This window comes from Endozoicomonas atrinae, from assembly GCF_001647025.1.
Taxonomy (GTDB): Bacteria; Pseudomonadota; Gammaproteobacteria; order Pseudomonadales; family Endozoicomonadaceae; genus Endozoicomonas; species Endozoicomonas atrinae.
In genome coordinates, this window is the sequence record NZ_LUKQ02000019.1 from 1 (window position 1) to 18028 (window position 18028).

The 18028-nt window shown below is 48.5% G+C and carries 14 protein-coding genes; 9 read left to right on the top strand and 5 right to left on the bottom strand.

Translation table 11 applies throughout. The features are described from left to right. Positions 1-138 precede the first annotated feature (138 nt). Positions 139-2643, bottom strand: a complete 2505-nt coding sequence (locus AK963_RS04360; protein ID WP_175404434.1) for a protein kinase domain-containing protein — start codon at positions 2641-2643, stop codon at positions 139-141. Positions 2644-2954: 311 nt separating this feature from the next. On the opposite strand from AK963_RS04360, the gene dnaB reads away from it, so the two are divergent. Then, a complete protein-coding gene (dnaB, locus tag AK963_RS04365; RefSeq protein WP_066014286.1) occupies positions 2955-4355 on the top strand; it encodes a replicative DNA helicase in 1401 nt (466 codons plus the stop codon). 65 nt (positions 4356-4420) lie between these two features. Here dnaB and AK963_RS04370 read toward each other — a convergent pair whose 3' ends face one another. From AK963_RS04370 to nhaC, 3 genes are all read right to left on the bottom strand, one after another. Next, on the bottom strand, positions 4421-5419 hold the full coding sequence (locus tag AK963_RS04370; protein ID WP_066014259.1) for a serine/threonine protein kinase: 999 nt from the start codon (positions 5417-5419) through the stop codon (positions 4421-4423). 199 nt (positions 5420-5618) lie between these two features. Beyond that, complete coding sequence (locus AK963_RS04375; protein ID WP_066014260.1) at positions 5619-6446, bottom strand: hypothetical protein; 828 nt, start codon at positions 6444-6446, stop codon at positions 5619-5621. A 147-nt stretch (positions 6447-6593) separates the two neighbouring features. After that, entirely contained in the window at positions 6594-8012 is a 1419-nt protein-coding gene (gene nhaC / locus AK963_RS04380; protein ID WP_066014261.1) for a Na+/H+ antiporter NhaC, read from the bottom strand. Positions 8013-8177: 165 nt separating this feature from the next. Here nhaC and AK963_RS04385 point away from each other — a divergent pair, with 165 nt between their 5' ends. The 4 genes from AK963_RS04385 to AK963_RS04400 all read left to right on the top strand — a co-directional run bounded on the left by AK963_RS04385 (position 8178) and on the right by AK963_RS04400 (position 13082). Next, positions 8178-9137, top strand: coding sequence for a LysR family transcriptional regulator (locus AK963_RS04385; protein WP_066014262.1), 960 nt, complete (start codon positions 8178-8180; stop codon positions 9135-9137). A 344-nt stretch (positions 9138-9481) separates the two neighbouring features. Further along, on the top strand, positions 9482-10828 hold the full coding sequence (locus tag AK963_RS04390) for a paraquat-inducible protein A (RefSeq protein ID WP_083232455.1): 1347 nt from the start codon (positions 9482-9484) through the stop codon (positions 10826-10828). Beyond that, positions 10828-12486, top strand: coding sequence for an intermembrane transport protein PqiB (pqiB, locus tag AK963_RS04395; protein ID WP_066014264.1), 1659 nt, complete (start codon positions 10828-10830; stop codon positions 12484-12486). The genes AK963_RS04390 and pqiB overlap by 1 nt, the downstream gene beginning before the upstream one ends. Continuing rightward, complete coding sequence (locus AK963_RS04400) at positions 12483-13082, top strand: PqiC family protein (RefSeq protein WP_066014265.1); 600 nt, start codon at positions 12483-12485, stop codon at positions 13080-13082. The genes pqiB and AK963_RS04400 overlap by 4 nt, the downstream gene beginning before the upstream one ends. Before the next feature lie 3 nt (positions 13083-13085). On the opposite strand, the gene AK963_RS33105 is transcribed toward AK963_RS04400, so the two are convergent. Continuing rightward, the gene (locus AK963_RS33105) at positions 13086-13541 is read right to left on the bottom strand and encodes a ComF family protein (RefSeq protein ID WP_175404435.1); all 456 of its coding nucleotides are present in this window, start codon (positions 13539-13541) and stop codon (positions 13086-13088) included. Positions 13542-14001: 460 nt separating this feature from the next. Here AK963_RS33105 and bioB point away from each other — a divergent pair, with 460 nt between their 5' ends. Genes bioB through bioC form a run of 4 tightly spaced genes read left to right on the top strand, consistent with a single transcriptional unit; the run spans position 14002 to position 18024 of the window. Beyond that, a complete protein-coding gene (gene bioB / locus AK963_RS04410; protein ID WP_066014267.1) occupies positions 14002-15117 on the top strand; it encodes a biotin synthase BioB in 1116 nt (371 codons plus the stop codon). Further along, entirely contained in the window at positions 15117-16346 is a 1230-nt protein-coding gene (bioF, locus tag AK963_RS04415; RefSeq protein ID WP_202969718.1) for an 8-amino-7-oxononanoate synthase, read from the top strand. The genes bioB and bioF overlap by 1 nt, the downstream gene beginning before the upstream one ends. Further along, entirely contained in the window at positions 16346-17122 is a 777-nt protein-coding gene (locus AK963_RS04420; protein WP_066014268.1) for an alpha/beta fold hydrolase, read from the top strand. Before bioF ends, AK963_RS04420 begins: the two co-directional genes overlap by 1 nt. Further along, positions 17119-18024, top strand: a complete 906-nt coding sequence (bioC, locus tag AK963_RS04425) for a malonyl-ACP O-methyltransferase BioC (RefSeq protein ID WP_083232456.1) — start codon at positions 17119-17121, stop codon at positions 18022-18024. The genes AK963_RS04420 and bioC overlap by 4 nt, the downstream gene beginning before the upstream one ends. Positions 18025-18028 lie beyond the last annotated feature (4 nt).

Below are 18028 nucleotides of genomic sequence, written 5' to 3' on the forward strand. Positions count from 1 at the left end.
ACTATGAAGATATTATCAATAAATGCTGTGAGGCATGGAATGAATTACTTTCTGAAGTTGGCCGATTGAAAAGTCTATGCTCCCGTTCATGGGCTGTTATTTCATAATTTAAAAATGGAATTGGTATAACCTATTATTTTAAAGGTCATCCATCCTGAAAACCTCGGTTAGTGAAGGGCCTATATTTACCTTTGTTAACAACACACTGGCTGGATAATCTTTCATGTCAGATTTCACGTCAGATTTCACGTCAGATTTCACGTCAGATTTCACGTCAGATTTCACGTCAGATTTCACGTCAGATTTCACGTCAGATTTCACGTCAGATTTCACGTCAGATTTCACGTCAGATTTCACGTCAGAAACGGGTAATAACGCTGGTTTTTTGGAATCCCACCAACTCTTATTCATGGTAGGGTATCCATAAGCCATTACTGTTAGTTCAGCATGGGTAGACCTGCTTTTTTTCTCAGGGATATTTTGAGCTTCACCATCATCACTCTTCGCTTTCTCTGTGCCTTCAGGCAGTGATGGTTTGCTTAATTTTTGCTGTTCAGGCTTGTAGCGATTTTCCCTTTTTTCACTCAGTGTTGCTAAGGCCTTACTTGTATCCATTCTTTCATCAGGGTTAAAGCAGAGAAGTTCTGAGATGACATCAATGAGCACATCAAGTTCTTCTGCATCAAGTTCTGCCTCTTTAACCCAGGTTCTGATCAATTCTTTCCTCTCAGATACGGTTATTTTTGAAAACTCTTCTGTCAGTTTCACGGTTTCCGTCAGAGTTAATGTGTCTCCTTCTTCTATTTCCTTTTTCCTGGCAGGAGTTAATTGCTTTGAGTGTGGGGCAAACAGGTAATCTGGGCTTTCACCACCCAGCAGGAAGGTAAGCATCGTTGCTCCATGGCTCCAGGCATCAGCCATCTGGTTATAATCATGGCCTAAACAAACCTCTGGTGCCTGAAACCCTTGTGTGCCCATACCTCCACGCCAGCCACTGGAGGATACAACGGTGCCTGCTCCCGATTGCTTCAGCTCAAATACACCCTGTTGGTTACTTATGAAATTCTGAGGGTGAACGTTACCGTAAATACTGCCACGGGCATTAAATTCAGCAATGCCTCCTGTGGCCTGGGTCACGATATCGTATATTTCATCAGAGCTGAGGTTTTCTTCCAGATTATCACCCAGTGTGAATAAGTCCTGGCCTGGAGCATACTTATTCACTGCCAGCTGTAGATTACCCTCAGCTTTATCACTGTCCTGAACGTTTGATACCTTCAAGTCGGGGCGTTGTGCCGTAGAGCTCTTTGGACTCTCAAACTTTCTGGTTTCTGCCAGCAGTGTATCTGGCGTTACCGTAGTGACAACCTCTGCCTGATCTACGGTTGAATCAGGAGTGGCTTCTAATTCTATTTCAATCTGTGGTATGGCTGAAATCTCTTCAAGTTCGCCAGTGTCGAACTCTTCAGTCATCTCAGTAGGTTCATGCATTAGCAGTTGCTTTGGCTCGTCTTGTTTCTGGTTATCGAGGCTTTTCCTGTTTTTACTGAGCCTTGCGAAGGCCTCGGCTGTACTCAATCTTTCAGTTGTGTCAAAGCAGAGAAGTTCAGAGATCGTTTGAATCTCTTCCTCAAGTTCATCTGCATTTAGCTCTGCGTCCTCAACCCAGCTCCGGATTAAAGTCTTCCTTTCTTCGACATCAAGTTCTGAAAGCTCTTTAGTCAGACGTACGGTATCAGTGAGCCCTAATTCAGATTTACCCTCTTCTATTTCCTTTTTCTTTTCCCGGCTTAATTGTTTAGAGTGAGGAGCGAAAAGGTTGTCTGGTGAGTCTCCACAAATAAAGTCAAGTAACGTTGCTCCAAGGCTCCATGCATCTGCAGAATGGTCGTAATCATGACCCAAACAGACTTCCGGTGCTTGGTAACCTTGTGTTCCAGGAGAAAGGCTTTTCTCTTTCTGCTTGATTTTACTTCCTTTCTTGAGGATTTTACTTTCTCCAAAATCAATTAGCTTGATCACACCATTTTTATCACGCATCAGGTTTTCAAGTTTCATATCATTGTAAATACCACCAATTTCATTAAATGCAGCAATACCTTCAGTGATCTGGGCGGCAATATCTTTTATTTCATGTGGTGTAAGGTCTTCATCCAGGTTTCTAAGAAATGAGAACAAGTCCTCACCTGGAACATACTCGTAGACAGCCGCCAGGAGAGTGTAGGTCATCGGCTCCTCAACGAGTTTGGAAGTTGATGCATGCACCTCAACTTCGCCAGTATCAACGTTCTTTACAATGCCTGCCAGCGTTTCAGCTACATGTTGATTGCTGACCAGTTGACCATTGAGTTCACCGGAACTCAACGCCTTATATGGTTCTACAGGCTTTTTCAGCACATAGGTCATCTTTTCTTCTGCTGAAGTCAGCTTTCTTACAGATCCATAGGTACCAGAGCCAAGCTCTGCGCCTTCTTCCAGGTGATAGTAAGATAAGACGTCACTGACAGATTTAAAAAAAGGTCTGGCTTCCGTAGGAGATACGGTCTTGTTCAGGCTCTCCATAAACCCTTTATGAACGGGATCTGCTTGAATATGCTTATGGTTGAGGTTGTTCTGACTTATTGTGGTAGTTTCAAGAGACATAACCGAACCCTCCATGGATTTCTGAATAATTTGTTGTCTGTCAGTGCGCACTTACCTGCGAATATCGACGTATTATTCCGATTAAACTAAACAACACAGAGAAATAAGGAAATGACGGGGTGGTCAGTACTCCTAACCATTTGAAGACAGAGGGATAGGGGGGTAAAGTGTATAACATGAGCTGATGCAGGCTTTTGCATTGACAGCTCTTGATGGTGATTGAAAGCATACAGTTTAATCTGTGTTTTTTGTCCATCTTTCCGGTCAGTATCACTGACCAGCCAGTTATTAATTTCTATCAGATTGCCATTATGCTGGATGCGAGTCCCCGTGACCTGGAGCTTCCCATTGATGAAGCCACAGTTGCCATTAAAACACCGCCCCACTCCATAGAAGCGGAGCAGTCCGTTCTGGGGGGGCTGATGCTGGATAACCAGGCCTGGGATCGGGTGGTTGATAAGCTGACCTCGGATGATTTTTATAATCCGGGTCATCGTCGTATCTATGCATCGATCAGCGTACTGAGTAATGAGAGCAAGCCTTTTGACCCTCTGACGGTTGCTGAGATTCTGGAAAACCGGGGTGAGCTGGATGAAGTGGGAGGGCTGGTTTATCTGGCTGAGCTGGCGGGCAGCGTTCCCAGTGTGGCCAATATTCGAGCCTATGCCGAGATCATTTATGAGCGTTCGGTTCTGCGCAAGCTGATCAATACCGGCCAGAAGATCGCGGACAGTGCCTACAACCCGGAAGGGAAAGACAGTCAGGCAATTTTGGATGAAGCCGAGCGGCTGGTCTTCAATATTGCTGAAGAACGTCCAAACACCGGTGGCCCGATGGGGGTGCGGGAGATTCTTGAGAACACCGTCAAGAAAATTGATGAGATGTTCAATGCCGGTAATGCCATTACCGGTACCACCACCGGGTTTAAAGACCTGGATGAAATGACGTCAGGTATGCAGCCTTCCGATATGGTAATTGTTGCTGCCCGTCCTTCCATGGGTAAAACTACGTTTGCCATGAACCTGGTGGAAAACGCTCTGCTGAACAGTGAAAAGGGCGTAATGGTATTCAGCCTGGAGATGCCGAGTGAGCAGTTGATGATGCGTATGCTGTCATCTCTGGGCAGGATCAACCAGTCCAAGGTAAGAAGTGGTCAGCTGGAAGAAGAGGACTGGCCAAAGCTGTTGTCAGCGGTTGAGCGGATCAAAGACAAGAAGCTGTTTATTGATGACACGGCGGGTATCAGTCCCTCGGAAATGCGCTCACGGGTTCGCCGGGTGGTCCGGGAGCATGGTGATCTTGGCCTGATCATGATCGACTACCTTCAGTTGATGCAGATTCCCGGTTTTGGGGAGGGAAGAACCAACGAGATCTCGGAAATTTCCCGATCGTTGAAAGCGATTGCCAAGGAATTTAATGTCCCTGTTATTGCCCTGTCTCAGCTGAACCGATCTCTCGAGCAGCGACCCAACAAGCGCCCGGTGAACTCTGACCTTCGTGAATCCGGAGCCATCGAGCAGGATGCAGACGTTATCATGTTTATCTACCGGGATGAGGTGTATAACCCGGATACAGAGTACAAAGGGGTTGCTGAAATCATTATCGGTAAGCAGCGTAATGGCCCCATCGGTACCTGCCGACTGGCATTTATTGGTCAGTTCACCCGATTTGAGAATCTGGCACCGGATGCTTACCGGTTTGAAGAAGACTGATTTTTTAACCACAAAGTACACAAAGAGCACGAAGAAAGAAAACCGCATTTCTTCGTGCTCTGTGGTTATACCTGTCCAAAGACCGAAAGTGGTGGCTCGTCCAGAGCTGCCAGTTGCTCCCTCAATTCCAGAATATGCTCTGCCCAGTACCGTTCGGTGTTGAACCAGGTAAACGCCATTGGAAAGGCCGGGTCATCCCAGCGCTTTGCCAGCCAGCCACTGTAATTGAGCAACCGCAGGGTGCGGAAGTATTCCACCAGATTCAGCTCTGAAGGGCTGAAATCCATAAACTCAGTGTAACCTTCCAGAATCTCGGCCATTTGCAGGGTTTGTTCTCTGCGGTCTCCGGACAGGAGCATCCAGAGATCCTGAATTGCCGGAGCCATGCAGGTATCGTCAAAATCAACAAAGTGAGGGGCATCATTCCGCCAGAGGATATTTCCCCCGTGACAGTCACCATGGACACGAATGGATTGCCACGAATGCTGTTGACTCATGCGCTCCAGACGATGGAGCAGATCCCGGGTCAGGGTCTGGTAGGCTTCAAGAAGAGAAGAAGGAATAAAGTTGTTTTCCAGCAGATACTCAACATTATCGATCCCATATCGCTGCAGGTTGATCGCTGGTCGATGCTGGAAGTCACTGGCTGATCCCAGCTTGTGCATTCGTCCCAGGGTGCGGCCAAGCGTCAGCAGATTGTCGAGGTTATCCAGTTCAGGCGCATGACCACCCTGGCGGGGAAACAGGGCAAAGTGAAAGCCTTCAAACTCATGCAGCGTATTGCCTTCTTTATCCGTGATCGGAGCAACCACCGGTAGCTCCATCGCCTTGAGATCCAGAGTGAACTGATGCTCCTCCTGAATCTGGTCCTTTGACCAGCGTTCAGGTCGGTAGAATTTTGCAATCAGGGGTTCACTTTCCTCAATGCCGACTTGGTAAACACGGTTCTCATAGCTATTCAGCGCCATAATACGGGCATCGCTCAGAAATCCTGCGCTCTCAACGGCGTCCAGTACCCGGTCAGGGGGCAGCTGGTCGTATGGATGTTGAGTAGGCGTGTTCATGCTGGCCTCCGAAGGAGTCTGAGTTCTGTGGAGGGGATTCTATAACCAATAGTACAGACTGGCCACTGACACCGGATGGAATTCTGATCTTAAGGGATGTGGGTATACTGTCCAGACTGTCTGACTTTACTGAAAGAAGGCCTTATTGAAGATGAACCGTTGAAACTGGTTTACTTCCGCTGATAAGGCCAGCTGCTCTTTAACTGACATTCTTTGAAAAACGTATAGGTGCCAACTCTCCGCTTTTCTTACGCAGAATCACTGTCGAAAAGTCAGGTGTCGCGGAATAGATAACCAGATAGCGCCCAACCAGATAAGCATCGGAATGAATAACCCATGGAGCCATGACAATGGCATAACCAAAAGGAACCTGAAAAGCGGACATCAAATAGTCGCCTTCCTGAGTCTGTTTGCCAATAATTAAATAACCTTCGGCATCTTTATTTAATGGCATATGCAAATGTGGCCGGTCATGAACCTCCAGGTATGTTCCTCCTCCCTTATCCTGATCCATTAAATAGGAATCAACATAGCGCTCACCAATCGAGGTGATAGTGACTGGTAAGTTACCGGTCGAATCAAAGCTTACTACCTCTCCAACCTTAATCAGCCGGCAGCCATAAAAAGCAAGGTGCTCACGGGTGGTTGGTGCCACAGGGATAACCAGTTCCTTTTCATCATCGGGTAAAAAGAAACTACCCATACCGCCCAGAATGTTGGCATCCTTCGTGGACAAATCAACATCCTTAATCCACTCTCCTTTCGCATTAACCAAAGACGGTGTGGCAGGTGTTGTTAATGATTCAGAAACGGTTGACAGAGGTTCAGGTACTAAACCCTGCCAGGTTAATCGATAGTTTTTTTCAGGCTCCGCATAGCCAATGATATTTTCGGTTCGCATAAAAGCAGAGCAATGATCACCTTTCCGATTTACCAGAAGAACAGGAAGGTCCTGTCGAAGGTCTGCCGGCAGCTCCCTCATTTGGGCAAAAACATCTTCAAACATATTCAGTGCGCTTTTACTCATGAGTACTTCTCCCTCTCGAATTCATTCTTTCTTGAAATTTTTAAAATCAAACGCGACCTGCCTCTTCAGAGGTGAAAGCATTTATTGTTATTCAGCGATTTAGCTAAGAGATAGCTATTCAATAACGTCGAACAGGCGAATTATTTTTTATTTTTCTATCTGACTGGCCGGCGCATTGTCTTTAATTTCTTTACAGCGGAATAAAGCAATTCCCATGTAAGCAAAAACAATGGAGACCAGAGGGTTTATCCAGTTCAGCAGGGCCCATGGGGCATAATCGAGAACAGGTACTCCCAGGGTAGCAGCAAAGAAAGCACCTCCGGTTGTCCAGGGAATCAGTGCCGTTGTCAGAGTGGCTCCTTCTTCCAATGAACGACTCATGACTGAGCGGTCAATCTGCCTGGCGTCGTAACTGTCACCGAACAGCTGTCCCCCAAGAATGATTGACATGTAGGCTTCCCCCATTGCGAGGTTGCCAAAAAACACGGAAATAATGGTGGTTGCTACCAGTGAGGCTCTGCGTTTTACCCGTCGGACGACACCGGTAATCAATACCCTGAGAAATCCAAAGCGATCAAGAATGCCACCCAGGGCCAGTGCCATTAACGACAGGGACAGTGTCCCCATCATGGAATTGATGCCACCCCGGCTCAGTAAGCTGTCCAGCTGCTCTACACCGGTTTGAACACTGCCACCGTTGAACAGGCTGTTAAGTACTGTACTGATGTCTGTTCCCTGCAGTAACAATGCCAAAAGAACAGCGGTTGCCGCTGCTGCAACCATGGCCACTTCTGCGGCCACCTGCCGTATGCTAAGTACCAGCATAACCAGAAGTGGCAGTAGCGTGATAAGGCTCAGTGAGAAGTGACTCTCAAGAGTGGTCATCAACGTGTTCAGGTGCTGGGTTGGCATGGTGTTACTGCTGTAACCCATTCCCAGCCAGGTGAATATGGCCAGACAGATGAGGTAAACAGGGCCGGTTGTATAGCTCATGCTTTTGATATGAGCATAAAGGCTGGTTTTTGAACTCATTGCCGACAGGTTTGTGGTATCTGAAACCGGGGACATCTTGTCACCAAAACAGGCGCCTGAAATCACCATGCCTGCGATCAACGGTAACGGTAGCCCCATGCAGGAACCAATACTCATCAGAACAACGCCGGCTGTACCGACCGTGCCCCAGCTGGTTCCGGTTGCCAGCGACATAAGGCTGCAGAGAATCAGGCCTGCGGGTAGAAAAAACACGGGATCAATGAATGATATTCCGTAATAAACCAATGTCGCCAGAGTGCCGCTTTCAATGAAAGCGGCAATAACAACACCGATCAGAATAAAGATATAAATGGCTGACAATGCTGTTTTTATGCCGTTATTCATGGCCTGATGAATATCTTTGTAGCTGTAACCAAGAATTAATGCGCTCCCTGCCCCAACAATCAGACAGATAAGCATTAAGCTGTGTAGACTGGTCTGCAAATGGAATAGTCCTACCCCAATCACAGAGACGATGGCTGCAAAGGTCAGTAAGGCATGTTGAAAACTTGGTTCTTTCGACGTGCTGCTCATAAATAGCTCCCTTGGAGGCTATATCTGGGCAGCCTCACTGCATCATTAGAATTCTTATTGATTGATCTGTATAAAATTCAATCAGTTTTGTAAGCAGCCGAAGACTATCAAATAGAAATACGGTGAACCCATCCCTTTCTAATAACAAACCCATTAGAAAAACTAATGAATAAGTTTTCACTGCCATCTCTGCAAACCCTGCGTACCTTCGAGAGTTGTTACCGGCTTGGCAGTTTCACCAAGGCAGCTGGCGAGTTGAATATCAGTCAGGGGGCTGTCAGCCAGCACATAAAATCGCTGGAAATCAGGCTTGGTTTTGCTGTGTTCCTGAGGGAAGGTCGACGTATTGTGCCGACCCCATCAGGCAGAGCCCTGCTTCATGTGGTCAATGAGAGCTTAACTCGAATTACCGAAGTGATTTATGCTGAGCGCAGCAAGCAATGCGAGGATGAATTGATTGTTTCTTCTTTGCCGGGATTTGCTATTCGCTGGCTGTTTCCCAGGCTGGTTAATTTTGAGAAAGTCATCCCCGACGTTCGGTTATCCGTTAATGCCATATCAAACCCAATGGACTTCTCTCTCCATCATGCCCATCTGGCAATTGTATATACCCATGAGGCAGTATCTTCATCCGACAGCTCAGACTCTGGCCTGTTCAGTGAATCTATTTTTCCTGTCTGCTCCCCGGCTTTTGCAGAGGCACATGGTTTGAATGGTAACAAGGACGATGCCAGCCGGTTTATCAATAGGCTGCCAGAGTTGACACTGTTATACGACATAAGCTCCGCAAGGCAGGCGCATCCTGATATCTGGTCATACTGGGCAGACTCTCAGGGTGTTGACCTGACAAAAAGCCATGTCCAAAAGTACAGTCAGTCCAATATTACGTTGCAGCTGGCAGAACTTGGTCATGGTGTCGCTATGGGAAGAACTTCCCTGGTGATGGATGCTATCAGGAAAGGGCAACTGATCCAGTTACAACCGGCTCAGATACGGAATCCCTGCCGTTATCATCTGCAGATTTATCCCGGGTTATCCAGACACCGGGGAGTAGAAATTTTTTCAAAAACGCTTCGATTAATGACTCAAGAGATCGAAGAGTTTGAAAATAGTTATCTTTATTAGGCTCAGTGGCACATATAGCCGTCTTCCACGAGGCGGACTGGTGTAGGTGTAGTGGTTCTACATCAAACCAGTCCAACGAAGCTGGAAGGCGGCTATACGTGCCAGACTGCGCGTCCCGCCCTCGGGCTCAAACCAGGGCGCCCGTGACGTCGTTGCAGGAACTTGAAAGACGTTTGTATTCCTGCGTTCCTGCGCCTTGCCACAAACGCTCTGGTTTGAGCTGAGCCTGCAACCTTATGTCAACAGAGCCTAAAAGACTCAATCAATCCTCAAAATAGTCCAGACATGCAGAAACTGAGTTGGACTCTATAATTTCATAGCAATATCTCCAGCAGTTATCAGGTATGCCTTCCGACTCCCCATTGCTTGCAGCCTGTCAGGAATGTGGCATGGTTTCTCGAGTACCCAGTTTACTTGAAGATCAGGTCGCATCATGCCCGCGCTGTGGTAACTCGCTCGTTACACGAATCAAAGGCTGCCACAGCAAAGTATTTGCCTATGGCCTGGCAGCATTGATACTGCAGGGAGTCAGCTGTTTCTTTCCCTTTATGGCGATAGATGTTGAGGGAATATCACAGCAGGTCGCACTGATTGATGTATTGATTGTATTCTTCTACTTCAATAAGGCTGCACTGGCCTCATTATTGCTGCTGACTATCATTTTTCTGCCTGCATTCTACTTGATGGGGTTGATGATTCTGTTTGCCATGGCCTGGTACTCAGCAACATCGCAACAGTACCTTGGTGATTCCACGTGGGTTAAACGGCTTTTTCGTTTTGTGTTTTGTGTGGAACCCTGGTTGCTGGTGGATATTTTCTTTATAGGCGCCCTGGTCAGCATTATTAAAATGGCGTCCCTGTCCGATATCAGCATTGGTATTGCTTTCTGGACTTACTTTGTTTTTGCCCTGCTGGTGGTTAAATGCTCCCGCATGGCAGACAGGCACTGGCTTTGCACTTATCTTTTTTCACCGATCAGTACGGCAGATGTTCAGCCCGGAGACAGTCACCTGACCGGTAATCATCTGGTTTGCCATTTGTGTGGCCAGATTAATCCCGCCACAGATGGCAACGTTGATAAAGTTCCGCACTGTCAGCGCTGCCATTTTCGACTGTACCCATACAACCCCGGTCAAAGTATCAGGCTTACGACAGCGGTACTGATGACGTCATTGATCTTTTACTTTCCGGCAAATCTGTACCCCATGATGTACACCACCAGTTTTGGTGACTCGGACGGCTCCACCATCATGGATGGCGTGATATTACTCTGGAAGCTGGGTTCTTATCCGGTTGCGCTGGTGATTCTGACCGCCAGTATTATTCTGCCACTGACCAAGATGCTGATTCTGATCCACCTGCTCTGGTCCCAGCGCAGGCGGGAAGAAGAGGTCTCGAAGGTGGTTCTTGAGAGACTAAAACTCTATCGGTTTATTGAGGTTATTGGGCGTTGGTCGATGATTGATGTCTTCGTTGTCGCGATCCTTGCAGCGCTGGTTCAATTTGGTGAGCTTATGCGTGTTACGCCTGGCAGAGCGGTCTTTTATTTTGCCCTGGTGGTGATCTTTACCCTGCTCTCCACACGATTTTTCGATCCACGAATTCTCTGGGAAAACATTCCCTGCACTCAAGACAATGGACATATGACCTCCAAGGGCTGCCTGAGGTTTGACCAAAAGGCAGAGCTTTAATGGACGAACAAAAACCAACAGCAACGGTATCCCCGGACCGGCATTTTTCTCCAGTCTGGATCATCCCGATTGTGTCGTTGATTGTGGCCGGCTGGATGGTCTATCAGTACATGAGTCAGCAGGGACCTGAGATCCATTTAACCGTACAGACTGCCGAGGGAGTGGTGCCAGACAAAACACTGGTTAAAGTGCGCAGTGTCAAAGTGGGTATGGTGACTGCCGTCAAATTGAGTAAAGACTACAGTCAGATTGACCTGACGGTTCGAATGGACAGTGGTACCGATCGCATGTTGCGTAAAGACAGCGAGTTCTGGCTGGTGAAGCCACGCATTGGCACTGAAGGTGTGACCGGTTTGGAAACCCTGCTTTCAGGCCCTTATATAGAGCTGGAACCCGGTGATTCAAAAGAGAAGCGATCTGATTTTGTCATGCTCAGTGCCCCTCCCATTGCAGGGCCTGACATCAAGGGAACCCGGGTGATACTGGTTGCCAGTGAGGCGGGAAAACTGGCCATCGGTGATCCAGTCATGTTTGAAGGTTATGTGGTGGGGCGGGTTGAGAAAACCGGATTTGATGTGGATAAACACCGGGCTACCTATCAGCTGTTTATCTTCCAGCCATACAGTGGTCTGCTTCGAACCCGCAGTCGGTTCTGGCTCAACTCGGGTATGGACATTAATCTGAACGCCCAGGGATTCAGTATCGACTTTGCTTCGTTGGAAACGTTGATTTCCGGTGGAGTCACTTTTGCGGTTCCTGAGGGCTCCCCGGAAGGGGAGCAGTTAAATGGAGAAATGCCTGAGTTTGAACTCTATGACAATCTCCAGGATGTTCGGGCGAATATGTATGAGAAGCTGATCCCCTATGCCATGTTGTTTGCTGATTCTGTGCGTGGCCTCTCACCGGGAGCCCCGGTTGAGTATCGTGGCATTCGTATCGGCACGGTAAAGCAGGTTCCTTTTGTGCTGAGCGGAAAGGCCTCGGTGGCTACCATGAAAATTCCTGTCCTGGTCAATATCGAGCTTGAACGTATTGATCACCTGGCATCTTCCCGGGAAACCATTGATCAGCTGGAACAGAGCTTTGCAGATGCCTTTAAAAATGGCCTTCGTGCATCCCTCAAAACGGCAAACTTTCTTTCAGGCTCTTTGTATATTGATATCGACTTTTATCCCGATGAAGTGCACGCCTCCAAACCCGATGCTGTCAGAACGTATTATGGTTATAACGTATTTCCGACCATAGAGGGTGAGTTTGTTCTGCTGCAGCATCAAATTGAACATATTCTTACCAAGCTGGAAAAACTGCCTGTTGATAAGACGGTTGATTATTTGAACCAGAGTCTTGTGCGTCTTGATGGGGCGGGTCAACAGCTTCAGAAAACACTGAAGGACGTCGACAGCCTGCTGGCGCAGAAAGAGACGCAGCAACTTCCACAGACTGCCCATAGAACCCTGGCCGATCTGAGGTCTATTTTGAAAGGGTTTAGTCCCGACTCGACTAACTACGCAGAAATTGCACAAGTACTGTTGCGCATCAATCAGGCGTTGGGGCAGCTGGATCCCTTACTGAAAACCTTAAATGAACAGCCAGACGCCCTTATTTTTGGCACAAAAGGAGTGGCTGATCCTATCCCTGTCAAAGGAAGCAACCCATGAAAGTATTGCTCGCTGTTACGGTTATCCTATCCTTGCTGGCAGGGTGCGGTGCGAAAGCACCTCAGACAAAAAGCTATCTTCTTGAACCTGTACCAATCAAAGCGAATGCTGACTATAAGGCGTCGAAACCCATCATTGTTCTTGCACCGGTTGGCATGGATAACCTTCTCGGCAGTAAAGGTATTGTCTACCAAACGTCACCGACTGAGGCGGTGGTTGCTCAACAGCATCTTTGGGCAGAGAATATTTCGACGCAGTTATCGAACCGTCTTCTGGTTGGGCTACGACAGGAGCAAAATCGCTACTGGTTAGTACAAAGCACTCCTCAGATGAATACGCCTGAAGTGGCAACCTTGCTGGTTAATGTTCAAAAATTTAATGGCAGCTACCAGGGTTATGCCGAGGTAGCCGGGGAGTGGTCTTTGCTGGATGGTCAGGGAGAGCTGTTGAAATCTCAGCCGTTCAGCTTCAAGGAGCCCCTGAACTCTGACGGTTACACTGCACTGGTGAATGCGCTGTCAAAAGCAACTGACCGGTTGATTGCTGGTCTTAGCCACGAGCTGTCAGGATTGGCCATCATGAATAATGGTCAGTGATGATCAGGCTTCTGGTGTTCGGGCAATACTCCAGATATCCACGCGTTCAACACCGCTTTTTTTCAACAGTCGGGTTATCTCACTGACGGTGGCACCTGTGGTTACCACATCATCGACTAAGGCAACGTGCTTCCACTCTGGTTTACGGTTCAAAGTAAACGCATTGCGAATGTTTTTCTGCCGGGCGGTAGCGTCCAGGCTTTGCTGAGGCGCTGAGTGAATGATTCTTTTGATCAACTGTTGGTCAATGTTCAGGCCTTGGGTGTTGAGCTGTTTTTTCAGGGCTTTGGTCAGCAGTAGCGTCTGGTCATAGCCTCTTTCCCGCAACCTTTTGCGGTGCAGTGGTACCGGCAGCATGATTTCTGGCCACTGATCATCAAGGTAATAGTCCATCAACAATTCAGCGAGTGATGACGCCATTGGCTTTATCAGTTCCAGTCTGGACTGGTATTTCACCATGTGTAATATCCGGTTGACAGGAAAATGGTACAGAAATGGTGAAAGGCAGTGGTCAAATAATGGCGGTTGCTTCAGACACTGGCCACAAATGCCCGTTTCACTGTCTTGAATGGGCAGGCCGCAGCACGAGCAAAAGCACTGCGGGGCAGGGCATGTTGCCAGACATAGATGGCAGAGCGGTTGGGCAAGCGTTGTAAAGCCCCGGCAAAGAATGCATTTGATCTGTATTTTTTGTTTAAAATTAGACCAGTTGTAAACCTTTAAGAATTTCATAGATTGACGGTGACTGTAATTCCGTTATCATCTTTCGCATCTTTATTATGAAAATGTCGTTGTACTTATTGGCAGTGTCATTTTCATGGTTGTTAACTCAAAGAATTAATAAAACTCAGGTCTCCGTTAACAAGGGTTTTGCTCCCAGTGACCGGTGTTTCAGTGAAGTGCTCCCCCAGAGGATGTCATGACCAGTACCAGCCCAGCTTTAGCAGAAAATTTCTCCAGCCCTCTTCGCCATGACTGGACTCTCTCAGAAGTAGAAGCGCTTTTCCAAAAGCCGTTCAATGATCTTATCTTTCAGGCCCAACTGGCTCACAGAGAACATTTTGATCCAAACCAGGTGCAAGTTAGCACATTGCTGTCGATCAAGACGGGCGCCTGTCCAGAGGACTGTAAATATTGCCCCCAGAGTGGCCACTACAACACCGGTCTGGAAAAAGAGAAATTGATGGAAGTAAAAAAGGTGCTGGAGGAAGCTCAACGGGCCAAGGCATCCGGAGCTACGCGTTTCTGTATGGGGGCCGCCTGGAAAAATCCTCCCGCCAAAGACATGCCCTACATCATTGAGATGATCAAAGGTGTAAAAGAACTGGGCCTTGAGTCCTGTATGACTCTGGGCATGCTGAGCGAGGATCAGGCATCGGAGCTGGCTCAGGCAGGACTGGACTACTACAACCACAACCTTGATACCTCGCCAGAGTTCTATGGCAACATCATTACCACCCGTACTTACTCTGACCGTTTGAACACCCTGTCTTTTGTCCGGGAAGCGGGTATGAATGTCTGCAGTGGAGGTATTGTGGGCCTGGGTGAAACCGAGCGCGATCGTGCCGGGATGCTGGTTCAGCTGGCCAACATGCCCAAACATCCGGAGAGTGTACCCATCAATATGCTGGTGAAAGTCGCCGGTACGCCATTGGAAGACGTTGATGCGGTGGAAGGTATTGATTTTGTCCGCACCATTGCCGTGGCCAAAATTATGATGCCGGCATCCAATGTTCGCTTGTCTGCCGGACGGGAGCAGATGAGTGATGAGCTTCAGGCTCTGGCATTTCTTGCGGGTGCCAACTCAATCTTCCTTGGAGACAAGCTGCTGACAACCGCCAACCCCGAAGCGAATAAGGATCGACAGCTGTTTGAAAAGCTTGGCATCAATAAAGGCCATGACTGGGGTGAGCTATTGGCGCCACAAACATGCCCGATCAAAGCGATGTACGATGCTGAAAAAAGCAATGATCATTATTACGATGCGATGGCCGAAGCGAGCAAGTCTGATCGAAATATGGCTGGTCATGGCTGATGAGCTTCAATCTGGAACAGGATCTTGAGGCTCGTTATGCTGCAGGCCTCTATCGCCGTCGTAAAACGCTGGACTCTCCCCAGGGGCCTGAGGTCATTATCAATGGCCAGCACTATCTAGCGTTCTGCAGCAATGACTACCTTGGGCTGGCAAACCATCCGGATGTCATAGCGAGCTTTCGACAGGCAACGGATAACTATGGATTGGGTGGTGGTGCTTCACATCTGGTGGTGGGGCACAGCAGAGCACATCACCAGCTGGAAGAAGAACTCGCTGAATTTACCGGCAGAGAGCGTGCTTTGCTCTTTTCCAACGGCTATATGGCCAATCTGGGCATTATCAGTGCTTTGCTGGGTAAGCAGGATGCGGTATTTCAGGATCGCCTGAATCATGCTTCATTGCTGGATGCCGGGCAGCTGTCTGGCGCACGTTTTCAGCGTTATCTGCATAATGATGTCGATAATCTCAACAATCGACTGCAGAAAACCAGTGCCCGACGCAAGCTGATCGTCACCGATGGTGTGTTCAGCATGGATGGCGATGTGGCGCCGGTAAAGGCACTGTCGGATCTTGCTGAGCAGTATCAGGCCTGGCTGATGGTGGATGATGCCCATGGCTTTGGTTTCCTGGGAGAAACCGGTGGTGGAGTTGCTGAAGCTTACGGGTTAAGCCAGAAAGAGCTGCCCGTGCTGGTGGGCACATTGGGTAAAGCGTTTGGAACTTCCGGTGCGTTTGTTGCTGGGAGTGACGCGCTGATCGAGACACTGATTCAGTTTGCCCGGACTTATATCTATACCACGTCCATGCCTCCGGCGGTGGCTTCGGCGACCCGCACCAGCCTGCTGCTTTTACAGGAACAACACTGGCGCAGGGAGCATTTGCAATCACTGATTCAGTATTTCAGGTTTGGCTGTGAGCAGCTGGGTTTGCCCCTGATGCCTTCGCAAACACCGATACAGCCGTTACTGATTGGTTGTGAAAGACGGGCGATGGAAATGAGCAAAAGGTTGTCTGAGCAGGGAATCCTGGTCACGGCTATCCGCCCCCCGACGGTACCGAAAGGATCTTCCCGGTTACGCATTACCTTCAGCGCATCTCATGAGTTGCATCATGTCGACCGCCTCCTGGATGCCCTTAAAATGGCTGCACAGTCGGTAGGTACTGTAGATTTTTCTGATGAACCTGCCGTGTTGACCGATTCTTTGCCGATGACAGGAGTGTTGTCCTGATGAGCCAGTACCCGATTGTTTTAATCAGTGGATGGGCAATGCCTGCCGGTGCGATGGAACCCCTGGCCGAAGCTCTGGATGCCGACCATCGAAGGGTTTCCATTGTGGAGTTGCCTGGATTGGTTCGTGAGTCGGAAGCCTGCAAAACAAGCCATGACTGGAACTCATTGCTGGCTTATCTGGATCACCAGCTGTTTGAAAAGCCAGCGGTACTGGTGGGGTGGTCGCTTGGCGGTATGCTGGCATCACTGTATGCCAGCCGGTATCCAAATAATGTGGCAGCTGTCGTTAACCTGGGGGCTAATGCCTGTTTTGTGCAGAATGACGACTGGAAACAGGCAATGGATCCGGCGCTGTTTACCAGCTTTTATCAAGGAATGTCCCAGTCCCGTGAAAAGACACTGCAGCAGTTTGTTCTGCTCTGCAGCGCTGGCAGTCCAAGACGGAAAGAACTGTCAAAAGCTCTGCAGGCATTAATGGCTGATGCTGACCTTGATCATCAGGCTGAAGACAGCACTCTGTTGAGTCTTTTGGAAATATTGGGAAAGAGTGATACTCGTTCAGCATTTAGTGATATTCGCTGCCCGGTGACACATCTGTTTGGTAAAGAGGATGCTCTTGTCCCTGCGGGGGCAGCTAACGCCATAGAACAAAATTTTCCGAAGCATCGAGTGCAGGTTCTGGATGGCGGGCATTGTTTCTTTATGGATGATCCCGAACCTGTTGTCAGTGAGGTGCGGAGACTCTCCAGTGGGACAGGGAGTGTCACAACATGAACTCGATCCTTGTTCATAATGAAGTTGCAGGTGTCATAACAGATCTTCAACCTGTCTCTTCTGCCAGAAGTGTGACAACAGACGGGGCAGAAACTCGTGTAAAGCAGCGCATTGCTGAGAACTTCAGCCGGGCTGCTGACAGTTATGATCAGGCGGCCATATTGCAAAAGCGTGTTGCTGCCCGGACGATGCTTGGATTACCGGCACAACTTAGATCAAAACAACTTAACTCAAAAGGCTTGCAGCCTTCCCAATGCATTCTTGACTTGGGTACCGGAACCGGCTTGCACTCACCGGCGTTGGCGGAACGATATGACGATGCCGTGGTTATCGGTATGGATCTGGCCATGGGGATGCTTCAATTTGCCCAGAGAAATACCAGCCACCCCCGTGTTCGCTGGTGTTCTGGTGACATTGAGTCCATCCCATTTCAGTCCAATGCAGTTGATCTGATTTATTCCAGTCTGGCTATTCAATGGTGCAGCTTTGAGAAAGTGCTTTGCGAGGTCAGTAGAGTGCTAAAGCCTGGTGGGACTTTTGTATTTTCTACCCTGGCTGAAGGCAGTCTGAAAGAATTGGATAAAGCATGGTGCCTGGCAGGAGAAACAGGTCGGGTTAACCGCTTTGACTCTTTTGAAATTCAGAAACAGTGTTTGAATGGCAGTGACTTGGTTCGACAGGCTTTTTCGCTGAAAACTGAAACACTCTTCTATCCAGGTATGATCACGCTATTACGCAGTTTGAAGTCCCTGGGGGTAAACACCGTATTAGCGGATAAAGGTGGACTGTTGACTCGACGGAAGCTTGAAGCATTGAAGCAGGCTTATGAACAAGTGCGGCAGCCGGAAGGGTTGCCTTTGACCTATCAGGTAATCTATGGCGTTTTGCAGAAACCACATTGAGAGC